Source organism: Micromonospora sp. NPDC005254 (assembly GCF_042872525.1).
In the GTDB taxonomy this organism is placed as follows: Bacteria; Actinomycetota; Actinomycetes; order Mycobacteriales; family Micromonosporaceae; genus Micromonospora.
Window position 1 is genome coordinate 47382 of the sequence record NZ_JBIAKM010000004.1, and the last position, 16652, is coordinate 64033.

Consider the following 16652-nt stretch of genomic DNA (forward strand, 5'->3'; position numbering starts at 1 on the left):
CACAGCAATCGCGCGTGTCGATGGCTGTGGACAACCGGCTGGAGCTGCGGGTCAGCCCTTCCAGAGGGCGAGCATCATCGCCTCGACCGCGATCCGTGGCTTGACGTTCGCCTCGATCGCCGCCCGGCAGGCGAGGACGGCCTCCAGCCGGCGCAGCGACCCCTCGGCGTCCCACTTCTGGGCCCCCGCGCCGGCCAGCGCGGCGGTGTCGGTGTGCACGGGATCGACCGGGGCCCGCAGCGCCATGGTGAGCGCGTCCCGGTAGAAGCCGGCCAGGTCGACGAGCGCGCGGTCCAACGCGTCCCGCTGGGCCCGGGTGGCCCGCGACTTCTGCCGCTTCTCCAACTCCTTGAGCTGCCCGGCGGCACCGCGCATCGCGCCGGCCGCGCCCCGGCCGGTGCCGCCCGCGCCGAGCGCGGTCTCCAGCGCGGCCCGTTCGGTCGCGTCCGCCTCGGACACCGACGCCTCAGCCTCCGCCTCGGCCGCCTCGATCAGCGCGGACGCCGCGTCGAACGCCGCGCCGACGCCGGTCAGCCGGCGCGGCACGGCGAGGACCGCCTCACGCCGCTTGCGGGCCTCCGGATCGCGGGCCAGCCGGCGAGCCCGACCCACGTGCCCCTGCGCGGCCGCCGCCGCCCACTGCGCCACGTCGGGCGCGATGCCGTCCCGACGGACCAGCACCTCGGCCACCGCCGCGGCCGGCGGCTGCCGCAGGGGTACGACACGACAGCGCGACCGGATGGTCACCGAGATGTCGTCCGGGTGGGTGGACGGGGCGCAGAGCAGGAAGACCGTACGCGGTGGCGGCTCCTCGATGGCCTTGAGCAGCGCGTTGCCGGCCGCCTCGGTGAGCCGGTCGGCATCCTCGATGACCACCACCTGCCAGCGCCCGCCGGACGGGGTGCTTGCCGCGCGCAGCACCAGCGCGCGCATCTCGCCGACGCCGATCGAGAGCCCCTCCGGCACCACCATCCGGACGTCGGCGTTGGTGCCGCCCATCGTGGTGTGGCAGCCGGGGCACTCGCCGCAGCCGGTGCCGTACGTGCACTGGAGGGCGGCGGCGAAGGCCCGGGCGGCGACCGAGCGACCGGAACCGGGCGGCCCGGTGAAGATCCAGGCGTGCGTCATCCCGGTGGACGGGTCCAGCGCGCCGGGCTCGGTGCCACCGGCCTCGCTGGCCGGGCCGGCGGCGATCAGCGCGGGCGTCCGGTCGGCCGCGCCAGCGCGCAGCACGGCCGCCGCCGCGCCGGCGGCCCGGCGCAGTTCGGCGACCGCCTCGTCCTGGCCGACCAGATCGGCGAAGACGTCAGGCATCAGGTCTTGTGCTCCATCGTCACCAGCTCCGCGTCGGATAACTCCGGCTGCACCGAGGTGTCCGGGCCCTGCGCGGGGCGGGGGTGCACGATGCCGCCCGGCTTGCCCAGCATCTCCTGTACGCGCCGGACCACCAGCTGAGTGATCTCGTCGACCGGCCGGGACGCGTCGAGCACCAGGTAGCGCTTCGGGTCGGCGGCGGCGAGGTCCAGGAACGCGTAGCGGACGCGCTCGTGGAAGGCGATCGACTCCGCCTCGAGCCGGTCGGCGCCCGCGTTGCGCGAGGCCACCCGGGACAGGCCGGTCCGCGGCTCGACGTCGAGCAGCACCACCAGGTCCGGCTTGAGCCCACCGGTGGCCCAGGAGGAGAGCCAGGAGACCTCGTCGACCGGCAGCGTCCGCCCGGCGCCCTGGTACGCGAGCGACGAGTCGACGTACCGGTCGCTGATCACCACACCGCCACGGACCAGCGCGGGCCGAACGACGGCGGCCACGTGGTGCGCCCGGTCGGCGGCGTAGAGCAGCGCCTCGGCGCGCGGGGAGGGCGCCTCGTCGCCGGAGGTGTCCAGCACCAGCGACCGGATCCGCTGGCCGACGGCCGTGGCCCCCGGTTCGCGGGTGACCAGGACGTCGTGCCCCTGGCCGCGCAGCCGCTCGGCGAGCGCGGTGAGCTGGGTGGACTTGCCGGCGCCCTCGCCGCCCTCGAACACCACGAAGAGCCCGGCGGAGACGAACGGCTCGGAGGGCATCAGCGGGCGACCACGGATCGAGCCCCACAGGTCGGCGAGGACGGGGACGCCCTTCTTGTCGTCCATCTGGCCGAAGGCGCTGATCCCGGCGAAGATGCCGGCGGCACCGGCGGCGAGCAGCAGCAGGCGGGTGGAGGAGACGGAGATGCCGAGGTCGGCGATTGTCAGTTTGCGGGAGCCGCCGACGCCGACCAACACGCTGCTCAGCCCGATGGCCAGGATCAGCACCAGCCGGGTGCCGATCTGCACGACCGCGAAGACCCGGCCGCGCACCTCGTCGGCCACCTCGCCGCCCAGCAGCGTGGTGCCGGCCAGGAAGGCCATCCCGGCGCCGGCGCCGACCAGGACCGCTCCGACGATCGCCATGGACAGGTGGATGGCGAAGGCGAGGGTCATCACGGCGGCGCTGGCCAGCACGATGCTCATACCGAACCACCGACGCCGGGACATGTCCTTCACGATCATCGGGCCGAGCCCGATGCCGAGGGCCAGACCGACGAAGATGGCGCCGAAGAGCAGCGAGAACGCGGCGTCGCCAGCGCCCAGCGAGCTGGCGAAGAACTTGGCCGTGCCGACCACGATGCCGCCACCGGCGAACGCCCCGAAGATGCCCAGCACCAGACCACGCACGAGCGGGGTCTGGCCGATGTACTTCCAGCCCTCGGAGAACTGCCGGAACATGCTCTGCTCGGAACGCCCGGCCTCACCGCGTTGTGCCTCGCTGATCTCCTTGATCCCGAAGGCCACCACCAGTGCGGTGGCGAGCCGGGTGAAGGAGTTGAACCAGAGCGCGAGCTGGGCCGGTTCCGCCCAGGAGGGCAGGTCGCCGCCGACGGCACCACGGACGCCGCGGTCGAGCACGGCCAGGCCGACGGCGGCGGCGACCGGGGTGAGGCCGTACGTGGTGATCAGGGTGAGCTGGTTGGCCGCCTCCAGCCGGGCCCGCGGGATGAGGTTGGGGACCGCGGCCTCCTTGGCCGGGATCCAGAGCAGGGTGATCGACTCGATCAGGAAGGTGGCGATCAGCGCCCAGCCGACCACCAGGCCGCCCGGGGCGCCGCTGAGGGCGTAGAGCGGAATGGACGCGAAGAGGACGAAGCGCAGCAGGTCGCAGATGACCATCGTCCAGCGCCTGTCGAACCGGTCGGCGAAGACGCCGGCCACCGGGCCGAGCACCAGCGCGGGCAGCAGCCGGATCGCGGTCACACCGCCGAACGCGGCGCCCTGGGCGGTGCTGCCCTGCACCTGGGAGGCGGCGAAGAGAGCGGTGGCCAGCAGACCGAGCCAGTCGCCGAAGGAGGCCGCGCCGAGCACGATCCAGAGCCGCCGGAACGGCCTGATCCGCAGAACCGAGCGGATCGCGGCGTAGCCGGACGGATCGACCTGACCGGAGCTGGACTGGTTGGCGGCGTTGCCCGACTGGTCACCCGCGCGCGACACGCCGGGCGACTCGCCGCTGTTCTGGCTTTCGATGGCCGTACCTCCACGTGCCGGCCCATCGCTGGGCACCCCCGGTGGAACACTCTAGACCCGGTGGGGGCCGCCCCACCGGCGACATTCTCCTGCTCGCTGAGCCTAGGCCGCCGGGGGCGCCGGCCGCAGCCCGGGACGTACGCGAGGGTATTTCGCATTCACCGTCGGACAGTTAGCGTGCACACGTGGCCATCGAAAGCGACAAACTGCGCGACCGCCTGGACCGGGCGACCGCCCATCTCGACCCCCCGTACGCCGTGGTGGATCTCACCGCCTTCGACGCCAACTCGGCGGCCCTGGCCGACCGCGCCGCCGGCAAGCCGCTCCGGCTGGCCAGCAAGTCGGTGCGCAGCCGGGAGCTGATCGGCCGGGCGCTCGCCCGCCCCGGCTGGCAGGGCGTGATGGCGTTCACCCTGCCCGAGGCGATCTGGCTGGTCCGCGCCGGCATGAGCGACGACGTGCTGGTCGCGTACCCGAGCGCCGACCGGGCGGCCCTCGCCGAGCTGGCCGCCGACCCGACGCTCGCCGCCGCGATCACGCTGATGATCGACGGCACCGGGCAACTGGACTTCATCGACACCGTCCGAGCCCCGGGGCAGCGCGCCGAGCTGCGCCTCTGCCTGGACCTGGACGCCTCCTGGCGACCACTGCGCGGGGTGCACGTCGGCGTCCGCCGCTCACCGGTGCACAGCGCCCGGGCGGCCGGCGCGCTCGCCGCCACCGTCGCCGGCCGCGCCGGCTTCCGGCTGGTCGGGCTCATGTCGTACGAGGCGCAGATCGCCGGCCTGGGCGACGCGCCGCCGGGGCGGACGCTGCTGGCCGGCGCGATCCGGCTGGCCCAGCGCGGGTCGTACCGCGAGTTGCTGGCCCGCCGGGGTGCGGCGGTGGCGGCGGTACGCGAACACGCCGACCTGGAGTTCGTCAACGGCGGCGGCACCGGCAGCGTGGCCGCGACCAGCGCCGATCCCGCGGTCACCGAGGTCACCGCGGGATCGGGCCTGTACGGGCCGACGCTGTTCGACGCGTACCGCGCGTGGCGGCCCACCCCGGCGGCGTTCTTCGCCTGCGCGGTGGTCCGCCGGCCGACGCCGGAGCTGGCGACGGTGCTCGGCGGCGGCTGGATCGCCTCCGGCCAGGCCGCCGACAGCCGGCTGCCCCGGCCGTGGCTGCCGGCCGGCCTGAAGCTCGTCGCCACGGAGGGAGCCGGCGAGGTGCAGACCCCGCTCTCCGGCGCGGCGGCGGCCACCCTGCGGGTCGGCGACCGGGTGTGGTTCCGGCACGCCAAGGCCGGTGAGCTGTGCGAACGGGTCAACGAGCTGCACCTGGTCGAGGGGGACGCGATCGTGGCGACCGTGCCCACCTACCGGGGCGAGGGCCACGCGTTCCTCTGACGGGCCGCCTCGCGCGCCGACTCAGGCGTGCTGGACGGCCTCGGTCTGCTGCTCGTCGGCGGGGTGGCCACTGTCGCGCCCGTCGACCTGGCGATGCAGGTACTCCCGGATCAGCGCCTTCGCCTCGAGCAGCACCCGCTCGTCGCCGTCGGACTTCCGCCGGAACGCGAGCTTGATCAGCGCGTCGGCGGCCTCCACCGCGATCTCCAGGACGAAGCGCAGCTTCGGCACGTCGGTGAGCCCGAAGCGCTCGGTGAGCACCCGCGCCAACTGGTCGGCGATCACGCCGTTGTTGTCCCGCTGCTCATCGAGCAGGTGCAGGTCGACCACGTCGCCGAAGTGCAGAGTACGAAAGCCCGGGACGGTGCGGTGCATCGTGATGTACTCGTCGATGCCCGCGTCGACGCCGTCCCACCAGTGGGTCATCTCGTCGGAGGCGAAGCGCTCGTCGAGCCGCTGCAGGTAGGACTCCATCGTGCGCAGGGTCAACGCCTGCACGATCGCCCGCTTGTCCGGGAAGAACTGATAGACCGACCCGATCGCCACTTCGGCCCGCTCGGCGAGCAGGGTCGTGGTCAGACCCTCGTACCCCACCTCGTCGACGAGTTCGGCGCAGGCATCCAACATGCGCTGTACCCGCGCGACACTTCGACCCTGCACCGGTACGCGGCGCAGCGGCCCGGTCGTGGCGGCTGGTGTGGACACTCGGCGCCACCCCCCTTCGACGGATGAACATATCTCCACGTCACGAGTCCGTGACTACCGGTACAACGAGCGGATCGCAATTGCGGTATTTACCAGGTACAACGTTCCTGATATGAAGTCAGTTCATATTCATGAATGAGGAGCGCGCATGGTCGACACGGCACCGCTCACCGCCCCCTGGTCCAACTGGGCCGGCAACCAGCGCGGCTCCGCCACCGCCATCCTCCGCCCCGGCTCGGTGGCCGACGTCACCGAGGCCGTCCGTGCCGCCGCCGCCGAGGGCCGCCGGATCCGGGTGACCGGCAGCGGCCACTCCTTCACCGCCATCGCGCTCGCCGACGACCGGCGGATGGAGCTGTCCGAGTTGGACACCACCGTCAGCGTCGACGTCGCGAACCGGCTCGTCACCGTACCGGCCGGAATGACCCTGCACACGCTCAACAGCCTGCTCGCCCGGCACGGCCTCGCCCTGCCCAACCTCGGTGACATCGACGCGCAGACCGTCGCCGGCGCGATCTCCACGGGCACCCACGGCACCGGCGCCGGCTACGGCTGCCTGTCCACCTTCGTCGAGGCGATCACTCTGGTCACCGGCAGCGGAGAGGTGCTGCGCTGCTCCGCCGACGAGCACCCGGACGTCTTCGCCGCCGCCCGGGTGTCGCTCGGCGCGCTCGGGGTGCTGGTCGAGGTGACGCTGCGCTGCGTCGACGCCTTCGTCCTGCACGCCCACGAACGGCCCGCCGCGCTGGCCGATGTGCTCGCCGGCCTGCCCACTCTGATCGGCGGCCACGACCACGTCGAGTTCTACTGGTTCCCCTACACGTCCCGGGTCCAGGTCAAGACCAACGACCGGGTACCCGCCAACGACCGGCCGCTGTCCCGCTGGCGCGGCTGGTTGGACGACGACTTCCTGTCCAACACGGTCTTCGCCGGCGCCTGCCGGATCGGCCGAGCCGTGCCGGCGCTGGCACCCGGCATCAGCGCCGTCTCCGCCCGCGCACTCACCGAACGGCAGTACACCGGGCGCTCCGACCGGGTGTTCTGCACCCCACGCCGGGTCCGCTTCGTGGAGATGGAGTACGGCCTGCCCCGCGAGGCGCTACCCGAGGCGCTCGCCGCGCTGCAGCGGATCGTCGAGGGGTTGCCGTTCAAGGTGCTCTTCCCGGTCGAGGTGCGGTTCACCGCCGCCGACGACATCTGGCTGTCGCACGGCTACGGTCGGGACTCCGCGTACATCGCTGTGCACCAGTACGTCGGCATGCCGTACGAGCCCTACTTCCGGGCCTTCGAGGAGGTGGCCGCCGGGCTGGGTGGCCGCCCGCACTGGGGCAAGCTGCACTACCGGGACGCCGCCAGCCTGGCCCCCGCCTACCCGAGGTTCGCCGACTTCCTGGCCGTACGCGACCGCCTGGACCCCGACCACCGGTTCGCCAACGCCCACCTCGACCGCGTCCTCGGCGGCGGCGCTCAGCCGCCCGACGCCTCCACCTGGTCCGTGCCGGCACCGAGAGCCCGGACGTAGCCGAGCACCCGCTGGTACGCCGCCCGGTAGTCGCCCCGCAGACCTGGCGGGGTGCCCGGGTCGGCAAGCGCTGCGGTCAGGTCGACCAGCCGGAGGGCCGGTGCCAGGTCGGTCCAGGTTGGCAGTGCCTCCATCCGGGTCACCGTCCAGCGCCCCGGGGCGGTCTCGGTGAAGGTCGCCCGGGCCATCACACCCTCGCGGTTGTCGTCGATCGGCTCCTCGTGCCGGGCCAGTTCGTTGCCCATGCCGAAGACCACCCACTTGTCGCCGAAGCGCCGGAACGGCTGCACCGCGTGGGCGTGATGGCCCAGGATGAGGTCCACGTCGGGCGACGAGATCAGCTGCTGGGCCCAGGCCCGCTGGTCGGCGTCCGGCAGGTGCTGATACTCCGTACCCCAGTGCAGGCTGAGCACGACGATGTCGGCACCGGCGGCGCGCGCCTTGTGGGCGGCGGCGCGGATCTCGGGCGGATCGATCAGGTTGGCCAGCCACGGCTTGCCCGGGGGGCGGCTCAGCCCGTTGAAGTTCAGGCTGTACGCCAGGTGGGCGACGCGGACGTCGCCGACCTGGTAGATCCGGGGCCGGGCCGCTTCGGCGGCGCTGCGGGCGCTGCCGGTGTGCCCCAGCCCGGCGGCGTCGAGGGCGCGGATGGTCCGGGCCACCCCGTCGGCGCCCTGGTCGAGGGTGTGGTTGGAGGCGGTCGAGCAGCCGTCGAATCCGGTGGCGCGCAGCCCGTCGAGCACCTGCGGGGGCGCGTTGAACGACGGATAGCCGGCGAACGGGCCGGCGGGATCGGCCAGTGGCGTCTCGAGGTGGCACAGCGCCAGGTCGGCGCCGCGGACCGCCGGGGCGACCCCGGCGAACATCGGGGCGAAATCCATGCCGCCGGCACGGGCACCGTCCCGGCGCGCCTGGTCAGTCACCGCTGGATGGATCAGAACGTCACCCGCGGCGACGAGTCGCACGGTCCGCCGGTTGGCCGGATCCCGGGTGGGCCCGGTGGACGGCCCGGGGGCGACGGTCCGCGGGGGAGCGTGCGACGCGGTGGCCCCGGCCGGCCCGGAACTCTCGGCATCCATCGCCCAAGAGCCGACCGCGGCCACGGCAAGCAGCAACGCTCCCGCCGAGGCGCCGACGAGAACACGGCGACGCGTGGCAGTGGTGGCGAACATCCCCTCACGTTAGGGAACCTCCACCAACCCCCTATCCCAAATAGGACATTTCATCCATTAGGGACAGGGGTCGGTGATCGTCACTCCTCGGCGGGCCTGGCGGCGGCCTTCTTCGGGGCCGCCTTCTTCGCCGGGGCCGCCTTCTTGGCCGCCGTCGCCTTGGCGGTGGTGGTCTTCTTCGCGGCGGTGGACTTGCTGGCGGCGGCCGTCTTCTTGGTCGCCGTGGCCTTCTTCGCCGGAGCCTTCTTCGCCGCCACCTTCTTGCGCGGCGCCGGGCCCTTGGCACGCTTCTCGGCCAACATCTCCGAGGCTTCCTCGAGGCTCAACGCCTCCGGGGTCTGCCCGCGCCGCAGGGACGCGTTGAACTCACCGTCGGTCACGTACGGGCCGAAACGCCCATCCTTGATCACCAGTGGCTTCTCGGTCAGCGGGTCGACGCCCATCTCCCGCAGTGGCGGCGCGGCGGCCCGCCGACCCCGGGTCTTCGGAGCGGCCAGCAGGGCCAACGCCTCGTCCAGGCTGACCGTGAACATCTGCTCTTCGGACTCCAGCGAGCGGAACTCCTCGCCGCGCTTCACGTACGGGCCATAGCGACCGTTGTTGGCGAACACCTCGACCCCGTCGGGCGCGACGCCCACCAGCCGGGGCAGGCTGAGCAGCCGCAGCGCCTCCTCCAGGGAGAGCGAGTCCGGTGTCTGCGAGCGCAGCAGCGACGACTTCCGCTCGCCGCTGGACACGTACGGGCCGAAGCGGCCGGACTTGAGCACGATCGGCTCGCCGGTGGCGGGGTCGTCGCCGAGCTTGCGCTCGCCGCTGCCGCCGAGGAACAGCTCGTGCACCTTCTCCGGGGTCAGCTCGTCCGGGGCCAGGCCCTCGGGGATCGGCGCCCGGTCACCCTGGGTGCCGCCCTCCTCACCCTCGGCAGCCGGTGCCGGCTGCTCGCCGCCGGGCAGCTCCCGTTGCAGGTACGGCCCGTACCGGCCGACCCGCACGACGACCTCGCGCCCGTCGTCGTCGGTGAAGAGCGGGATGGAGTTGACGCTGCGGGCGTCGATTTCGCTGACGTTTTCGGTGACCAGCTTCTTGAGGCCGCCGGAACGGGCGATGTCCTGGTCACCGGCACCGTTGGAGCTGCCGAAATAGAACGCGGTGAGGAAGTCGACCGCGGCGTGGTCACCGCCGGCGATCTCGTCCAGCTCGTTCTCCATGGTGGCAGTGAAGTCGTAGTCGATCAGGCGGGGATAGTGCCGTTCCATCAGCCCGATCACCGCGAAGGCCAGGAACGTGGGGATCATCGCCTGGCCGCGCTTGGTGACGTACCCCCGGTCCTGGATCGTCTGCATGATCGACGCGTAGGTGGACGGGCGGCCGATGCCCAGCTCTTCCAGGGCCTTGACCAGCGACGCCTCGGTGTAGCGCGACGGCGGCTGGGTGTGGTGGCCCTGCGCGGCCAACTCGTCGGCGGTCAGCGGCTGGTCCTTGACCAGGGTGGGCAGCCGGCGCTCGGCGTCCTCGGCCTCGGCGTTCTCGTCGTCGCTGGACTCGACGTAGGCGCGCAGGAAGCCCGGGTCGGTGATGGTCTTGCCGGTCGCGCCGAAGTCGGCCTCCTCCTGGGAGGTGGAGACCGCGCGGATGCGCACCGACACGCTGGAACCGACGGCGTCTGTCATCTGCGAGGCGATGGTCCGCCGCCAGATCAGCTCGTAGAGCTTGAACTCCTCGGCGGACAGCTCCTTGGCCACCTCGCCCGGGGTACGGAAGTTGTCCCCCGCCGGGCGGATCGCCTCGTGCGCCTCCTGCGCGTTCTTCACCTTGCCGGTGTAGCGGCGCGGCTCCGGCGGAACGCTGCGCTCGCCGTACAGCTCGACGATCTGCCGGCGGGCCGCCGAGATGGCGGTCTCCGACAGGTTCACCGAGTCGGTACGCATATAGGTGATGTAGCCGTTCTCGTAGAGCCGCTGCGCGGTACGCATCGTCTGCTGCGAGGACAGCCGCAGTTTGCGGGCCGCCTCCTGCTGGAGGGTCGAGGTGATGAACGGCGCGTACGGGCGACGGCGGTAGGGCTTCTCCTCGACCCGGGTGACGGTGAACGGCCGCCCGTCGAGGCGGGCCGCGAGCCCTCGGGCACCGCCCTCGTCCAGGTGGACCACGCCAGCGCCGGCCCGGACCCGACCCGTGGTGGGCTCGAAGTCCTTACCGGTGGCGATCCGGTCGCCGTTCAGCGCGATCAGGGTGGCGTTGAAGTTTCGCGGACCCTCGCCGGCGTTCGCCACGGCGAGGGTGGCCAGGATGTCCCAGTACTCGGCGGTGCGGAAGGCCATCCGCTGCCGCTCCCGCTCGACCACGATGCGGGTCGCCACGGACTGCACCCGGCCGGCCGAGAGCCGCGGCATGACCTTCTTCCACAGCACCGGGGAGACCTCGTAGCCGTAGAGCCGGTCGAGGATCCGGCGCGCCTCCTGGGCGTCGACCAGGTCGCGGTCGATCTCCCGGGGGTTGGCCACCGCCGCCTGGATCGCCGGCTTGGTGATCTCGTGGAAGACCATCCGCTTGACCGGCACCTTGGGCTTGAGCGTCTCGACCAGGTGCCAGGCGATCGCCTCGCCCTCGCGGTCCTCATCCGTGGCCAGGAAGATCTCGTCGACCTCCTTGGCGAGCTTCACCAGCTTGCTGATCTGCTGCCGGCGGTCGGCGGAGACGACGTAGAGGGCGTGGAAGCCGTTGTCCACGTCCACCCCGAGGCGGGCCCAGGACTCGCCCTTGTACTTCGCCGGCACGTCGGCGGCGTTGCGCGGCAGGTCGCGGACGTGACCGAAGCTGGCCTCCACGACGTACCCCGGGCCGAGGTAGCCCGAGATCGTCTTGGCCTTCGCCGGTGACTCGACGATGACCAGACGGGTGGTTCCAGCTTTGCTCGGCACGTCTCTGTCGACCTCACTCCTGCTCGTGGCCTGCCGGCGCCTACGACAGCGACCGCTCTCGACCCCGCCGCGGCACCGGCGGTCCGGATGTCCAACGTAACGCGCCGTCCGCGTTTCGGGTTTCGCGGGCGGCAATCCGCTGCGGCGCGGCGGTCAACTCCCGCCCCGCCGTGCTCGGCACTGCCGGACGGCGCCACCGTACACCGTGAGTAGGGCTAGAAGCGGGTCACTGTGACGATGGCGGACCCCAACCGGCCCATTCAAGCCCAGCTGTCCAACACCAGACACCGCACCCGCCCTCACCCCGCGCCACCCCCGCTCACATCGATCATGGGGTTGTGGTGGGCGTTTAGGCCCCGAAAGAGAAGTACGTCCACCACCACAACTCCAAGATCGACGCCGACGAGCGGCGGAACCACGGTCAGGGCCAGGCGTCCGTTGGCGCCGCCGGTGGCGGTGGGCCGACCAGCTCGGCGAGCCGCGCCAACCGGCGCCGGCCGGTGATCCGGTACGCCGGGCCGCCCTCGCCGGGGCCGAGCAACGTGCCGGCCAGGCCTGCGGCGGCGAGGGCGGCGCCGATCGCGTCCCACGACTCCTGGTCGCCCTCGCCGAGCCGCAGCAGGAAGCCGCTGGGCGGTTCCGGCGTCCCGGCGGCGGCGAGCCAGAGCCGCAGCCGCCGGCCGGTCAGGTGGAAGACGGCCGGCGGGCGCTTCGCCGGGCCGTGCAGCCAGGCGACCGCGAGCGGCTTCAACAGCCGGGTGTACGACGTCCGGACGGTGTGTCGCTCGTCCTCGGTCGGCTCCCAGCTCGCGGCCAGCCCGCGCAGCGCCAGTTCGGCGACGAGCACGTGCACCCGCCAGGCGGCGTCCACCCGCACCGCGAGCCGGGCGGTGCCGCCCATCCGGACCACCTCGCCCGGCCCGGCCAGCAACCCGGCCAGATCGGCGACCGCCGGTTCGGCGGCATCCGCGCCGAAGAAGACCAGTTGCCGCCCCGCGTCGTCGGCGTGCGGCGGCCCGGGACGACTCGACTCCGATCGGGCCGGGCCGCCGCGTCGCCGGCTGGCACCCGACGTCGCCGGGCCGGTGTCCGGCGGATCGGGCTCGGGTGCGGGGAACAGCGCCGGCAGCGACTGCGCCGCCGGAGAGTCACCGAGCCCGTTCAGCGACACTCCGGCACCTCGTCGAAGGCCTGTTTCAACTCCTCGGAGTTGAGCTGGCTGGTGTCCAGAGCGCTGGCGTCGTACTCCTTGTTCAGCGTCTCGACGGCGGCCCGCACGCCGTCGTAGAAGGCGTCCGGCTCGCCGGTGCCCAACCCCTCGATGGTGTCCCGGGCCCGGCCGTAGGCGTCCCGCATCTTGCTCAGCGAGCTGCGGAACCCGGCCGAGACGGCCTCGCCGTTGTCGGTCTCCGGGACGCCGGCCTGCTCGACCTTGCGGCGCGCGGTCTCACTGGCCTGCTCCGCGCCACCGAAGAGCCGCACCAGGTTCTCCTTGGCCTGCGCCGGAGTGGTCTGCGCCGTCATCTGCTGATCGGTGCTGCTGGTCAACTTGCTGATCTCGGAGCGCCACGGCGTGAGCGCGCCGCAGACCGACGCCGCCCAGGCCCGCGGGCTGGGCCCACCACCGCAGCCGGAGAGGACGACGACGAGCGTGGCCAGGACCACCGTGAGCTTTCCGGCGGCAGACGCCCGGCACGTACGCATGCGTTGCAGCGTACGGCCTCCGGCCAGGCGTGGCACCGGTCCGGATGGCCGGGGTCCCCGCCCGACAGGTACGTCGAGCGGGGACTCCGGTGCCGGTGTCGCTCAGGCGTTGACCGTCTCCGGCCGGTGGTCGGCGCTGCCCGCGCCGGTGTTGCCACCGGCGTCGGAGTCGTCCATCGCGATGCCCTTGCGCTTGCTGAAGACCACCGACGCCACGATGATCAGCGTCGCGACCAGCGCGATGCCCACCCGCAGTGCGACGTTGCGGTCGTCACCGACGCTGTACGCCACCACGGCGGGCGCGATCAGCAGCGAGACCAGGTTCATCACCTTGATCAGCGGGTTGATCGCCGGGCCGGCGGTGTCCTTGAACGGGTCACCGACGGTGTCGCCGATGACCGTGGCGGCGTGCGCCTCGGAACCCTTGCCGCCGTACGCGCCGTCCTCGACCAGCTTCTTGGCGTTGTCCCACGCGCCACCGGAGTTGGCCAGGAAGACCGCCATCAGGGTGCCGGCCCCGATCGCGCCGGCGAGGTACGCCGCCAGCGCGCCGGGCCCGAGGCCGAAGCCGACCGCGATCGGCGCCAGGATGGCGAGCAGACCGGGGGTCATCAGCTCGCGCTGCGCGTCCCGGGTGCAGATGTCGACGACCTTGCCGTACTCCGGGCGCTGGGTGCGGTCCATGATGCCGGGCAGCTCACGGAACTGCCGGCGCACCTCCATCACCACGGCGCCGGCCGAGCGGGACACCGCGTTGATGGCCAGCCCGGAGAAGAGGAAGACGACCGCCGCACCGATGATCAGGCCGACCAGGTTGCGCGGGTTGGCCAGGTTAAGCGCGTTGAGGATCTCTGCCTCGACGTTGCTCACCTTCGCGTCCCCGTACGCGGCTTTCAGGGTGTCCGTGTACGAGCCGAACAGCGCGGTCGCCGCCAGCACCGCCGTGGCGATCGCGATGCCCTTGGTGATCGCCTTGGTGGTGTTGCCGACCGCGTCCAGCTCGGTGAGCGTCCGCGCGCCGTGCTCGTCGATGTCGCCGGACATCTCGGCGATGCCCTGGGCGTTGTCGGAGATCGGCCCGAAGGTGTCCATGGCGACGATGACGCCGACCGTGGTGAGCAGGCCGGTGCCGGCCAGCGCCACCGCGAACAGCGACAGCGTGATGGAGCTGCCGCCGAGCAGGAACGCCCCGAAGACGCCGGCGCCGATCAGCAGCGCCGAGTAGACCGCCGACTCCAGCCCGATGCTGATGCCGGCGAGGATCACCGTGGCGGCGCCGGTCTGCGAGCTCTTGCCGATGTCCTGCACCGGCCGGCGGTTGGTCTCGGTGAAGTACCCGGTCAGCGCCTGGATCGCCGCGGCCAGCACGATGCCGATCACGACCGCGCCGATGGCCACCAGTCGCGGGTTGCGGTCGACGTCGGTGAGGCCACCCTCCAGCTCGGCGAAGGTCGCCGGCAGGTACGCGTACGCGGCGATCGCCACCAGCACCGCGGAGATCACGGCGGAGATGTAGAAGGCCCGGTTGATCGCGGTGAGGCCGCTGCGGTCGGAGGCGCGCAGCCGGGTGATGAAGACGCCGACGATGGCGACCAGCACGCCGATGGTGGAGATGATCAGCGGGAAGACCAGACCGTCCTCGCCGAAGGCGGCGCGGCCGAGGATCAGCGCGGCGACCAGCGTCACCGCGTACGACTCGAAGAGGTCGGCGGCCATGCCGGCGCAGTCACCGACGTTGTCGCCCACGTTGTCGGCGATGGTGGCGGCGTTGCGCGGATCGTCCTCGGGGATGCCCTGCTCGACCTTGCCGACCAGGTCGGCGCCGACGTCGGCGGCCTTGGTGAAGATGCCGCCGCCGACCCGCATGAACATCGCCAGCAGCGCGGCGCCGAAGCCGAAGCCCTCCAGCACCGTGGGCGCGTCACCCCGGTAGACCAGGACGACGAGCGCGGCGCCGAAGAGGCCGAGGCCGACGGTGAGGAAGCCGACCACGCCGCCGGTCCGGAAGGCGATCTTCATGGCCGCCTCGCGGCCACCCTGTCGCTCCCGGGCGGCGGCGGCCACGCGCAGGTTGGCGCGGGTCGCCAGCCACATGCCGGCGCCGCCGATGGACGCGCTGAACACGGCGCCCACGACGAAGAAGAGCGAGCGGCCGAGCTTCACGGCCATCTCGCTGCCGTCGGTGTCGTGCACCGGCAGCAGGAAGAGCAGCACCACGGCGACGACGACGAAGATCGCCAAGGTGCGGAACTGGCGGAGCAGGTAGGCCGAGGCGCCCTCCTGGACCGCCCCCGAGATCTCCTGCATATTCGTGGTGCCCTTGCCGGCTGCCAGCACCGTCTTCGTCAGCGCGGCGGCGAAGACGAGCGCCACCAGCGCGATGACCGCGGCGATGACGACGTATGTGACATTGCTTCCGGTAAGGGAAAGCCCGCCGCCATCGGCGGCCAAGGTCTCGGACATCTGTGTCCTCCTGTTACCGAACACTCGCGTCGACGGGTGGAGACGCACCGGTCGACGCCTGGATGCGGACTCGCAAGCGCGCGCCAACCCACCCCAGCGGACCAGCGATGACCACCCATACCCGCTGGCTGCGGGTTGGATCACTTGCTGACAACCCGGGTACTGTAGCCCTCCACAGTGTTCGAGGTCACACCGAGGTGGCACCGTGTCTCGATGATCTTCGTCGCTGTGTTATGAAACGAAATCTGATATAGGACCCGATCCATGACGAGAAGGCCGCACCCCCGGCGGGGATGCGGCCTTCTTCAGCAGTTCTCGGCCTTCTTCAACAGTGCTGGGCCTTCTTCGGCGCTGCTCGGCCTTCTTCGGCGCTTCCTCGGGTCAGCGGCCGACCGGCCACACCATCCGCACCTCGGTGCCGATGCCCTCGTCGACCGGGCGCACCTGCAGGTCCTCGACGAAGCCCGCGAGCAGGGCGAACCCGACGCCCGTGGTCAACGCCTCGTCGGTCAGTGACTCGTTGGCCAACTCGTCCGGCGGCAACGCCGCCAGCCCGATGCCGGCCTCGATCGGCGCACGGTCCACCACCCGCACCGCGTACGTGCCGCCGTCGGACATCTCCACCAGCACCGGATCGGCCAGGCCGTACTGCCGGTGCAGGGCGACCGCCCGGGTGCACGCCTCACCGATGGCCAGGCGCACCTCGTCCAGCAGATCCTCGCGGACACCGGCACGCCGGGCGACGGCGACGCCGACCAGTCGGGCGGTACGCACGTGCACCGGCGCCGGGGAGAAGGAGAGCCGGACCGTCGCCATCACGCGTTGGCGCCGGTCGGGCCCGCACCGACCGCCGCCTCGACCGTGGGGTGCAACGGGAACACCTGGTCCAGCGCCGTGATCCGGAAGATCTTGAGCAGCGGCTCCTTGTCACAGACCAGGGCGAACGAGCCGCCGGCCGCCCGCAGCCGCTTGTGCGCGCCCACCAGCACGCCCAGCCCGGTGGAGTCGAGGAAGTCCACCCGCCCGAGATCCACGACCACGTGCCGGGCGCCACCGTCGATCAGCTCGAGGAGTCGTTCGCGGAGCCGGGGCGCGGTGTAGACGTCCACCTCACCGCCGACCTCGAGCACCGTGTGCTCGCCCACGGTGCGCGTCGCCAACGACAGCTCCATCGGTCCTCCTCGCCAGAGCCGTAAACTCTCCTGGGCATCTAACCACTACCGCCGGGGCACCCTGCG

Annotated in this window: 11 protein-coding genes and 1 pseudogene; 2 read left to right on the top strand and 10 right to left on the bottom strand. The window is 72.1% G+C overall.

The features are described 5' to 3' along the window. Positions 1–51: 51 nt before the first annotated feature. Positions 52–1314, bottom strand: a complete 1263-nt coding sequence (locus ACFYPR_RS13390; protein ID WP_387181310.1) for a DNA polymerase III subunit delta' — start codon at positions 1312–1314, stop codon at positions 52–54. After that, positions 1314–3404, bottom strand: coding sequence for a dTMP kinase (gene tmk, locus ACFYPR_RS13395; RefSeq protein ID WP_354860636.1), 2091 nt, complete (start codon positions 3402–3404; stop codon positions 1314–1316). Before tmk ends, ACFYPR_RS13390 begins: the two co-directional genes overlap by 1 nt. A 317-nt stretch (positions 3405–3721) precedes the next feature. Between tmk and ACFYPR_RS13400 the strand changes: the two genes are divergently transcribed. Further along, positions 3722–4927, top strand: coding sequence for an amino acid deaminase/aldolase (locus tag ACFYPR_RS13400; RefSeq protein ID WP_354860615.1), 1206 nt, complete (start codon positions 3722–3724; stop codon positions 4925–4927). A 21-nt stretch (positions 4928–4948) separates the two neighbouring features. Here ACFYPR_RS13400 and ACFYPR_RS13405 read toward each other — a convergent pair whose 3' ends face one another. Beyond that, complete coding sequence (locus tag ACFYPR_RS13405) at positions 4949–5554, bottom strand: TetR family transcriptional regulator (RefSeq protein ID WP_354860638.1); 606 nt, start codon at positions 5552–5554, stop codon at positions 4949–4951. A gap of 226 nt (positions 5555–5780) precedes the next feature. Between ACFYPR_RS13405 and ACFYPR_RS13410 the strand changes: the two are divergent. Next, positions 5781–7091 (top strand): annotated as a pseudogene (locus ACFYPR_RS13410) (D-arabinono-1,4-lactone oxidase); the annotation flags it as partial. An 8-nt stretch (positions 7092–7099) separates the two neighbouring features. Here ACFYPR_RS13410 and ACFYPR_RS13415 read toward each other — a convergent pair. The 7 genes from ACFYPR_RS13415 to ACFYPR_RS13445 all read right to left on the bottom strand — a co-directional run bounded on the left by ACFYPR_RS13415 (position 7100) and on the right by ACFYPR_RS13445 (position 16586). Beyond that, positions 7100–8326, bottom strand: coding sequence for a CapA family protein (locus ACFYPR_RS13415; protein ID WP_387260107.1), 1227 nt, complete (start codon positions 8324–8326; stop codon positions 7100–7102). Positions 8327–8406: 80 nt separating this feature from the next. Further along, the gene (topA, locus tag ACFYPR_RS13420) at positions 8407–11247 is read right to left on the bottom strand and encodes a type I DNA topoisomerase (RefSeq protein WP_387260110.1); all 2841 of its coding nucleotides are present in this window, start codon (positions 11245–11247) and stop codon (positions 8407–8409) included. Positions 11248–11668: 421 nt separating this feature from the next. After that, on the bottom strand, positions 11669–12418 hold the full coding sequence (locus ACFYPR_RS13425; protein WP_387260113.1) for a hypothetical protein: 750 nt from the start codon (positions 12416–12418) through the stop codon (positions 11669–11671). Then, positions 12409–12951, bottom strand: a complete 543-nt coding sequence (locus ACFYPR_RS13430; protein ID WP_354860622.1) for a hypothetical protein — start codon at positions 12949–12951, stop codon at positions 12409–12411. Before ACFYPR_RS13430 ends, ACFYPR_RS13425 begins: the two co-directional genes overlap by 10 nt. Positions 12952–13053: 102 nt before the next feature. After that, entirely contained in the window at positions 13054–15414 is a 2361-nt protein-coding gene (locus ACFYPR_RS13435) for a sodium-translocating pyrophosphatase (RefSeq protein WP_354860623.1), read from the bottom strand. 381 nt (positions 15415–15795) lie between these two features. Then, the gene (locus tag ACFYPR_RS13440) at positions 15796–16230 is read right to left on the bottom strand and encodes an ATP-binding protein (RefSeq protein WP_234584146.1); all 435 of its coding nucleotides are present in this window, start codon (positions 16228–16230) and stop codon (positions 15796–15798) included. Continuing rightward, on the bottom strand, positions 16230–16586 hold the full coding sequence (locus ACFYPR_RS13445) for an STAS domain-containing protein (protein ID WP_355065451.1): 357 nt from the start codon (positions 16584–16586) through the stop codon (positions 16230–16232). The genes ACFYPR_RS13440 and ACFYPR_RS13445 overlap by 1 nt, the downstream gene beginning before the upstream one ends. Positions 16587–16652 lie beyond the last annotated feature (66 nt).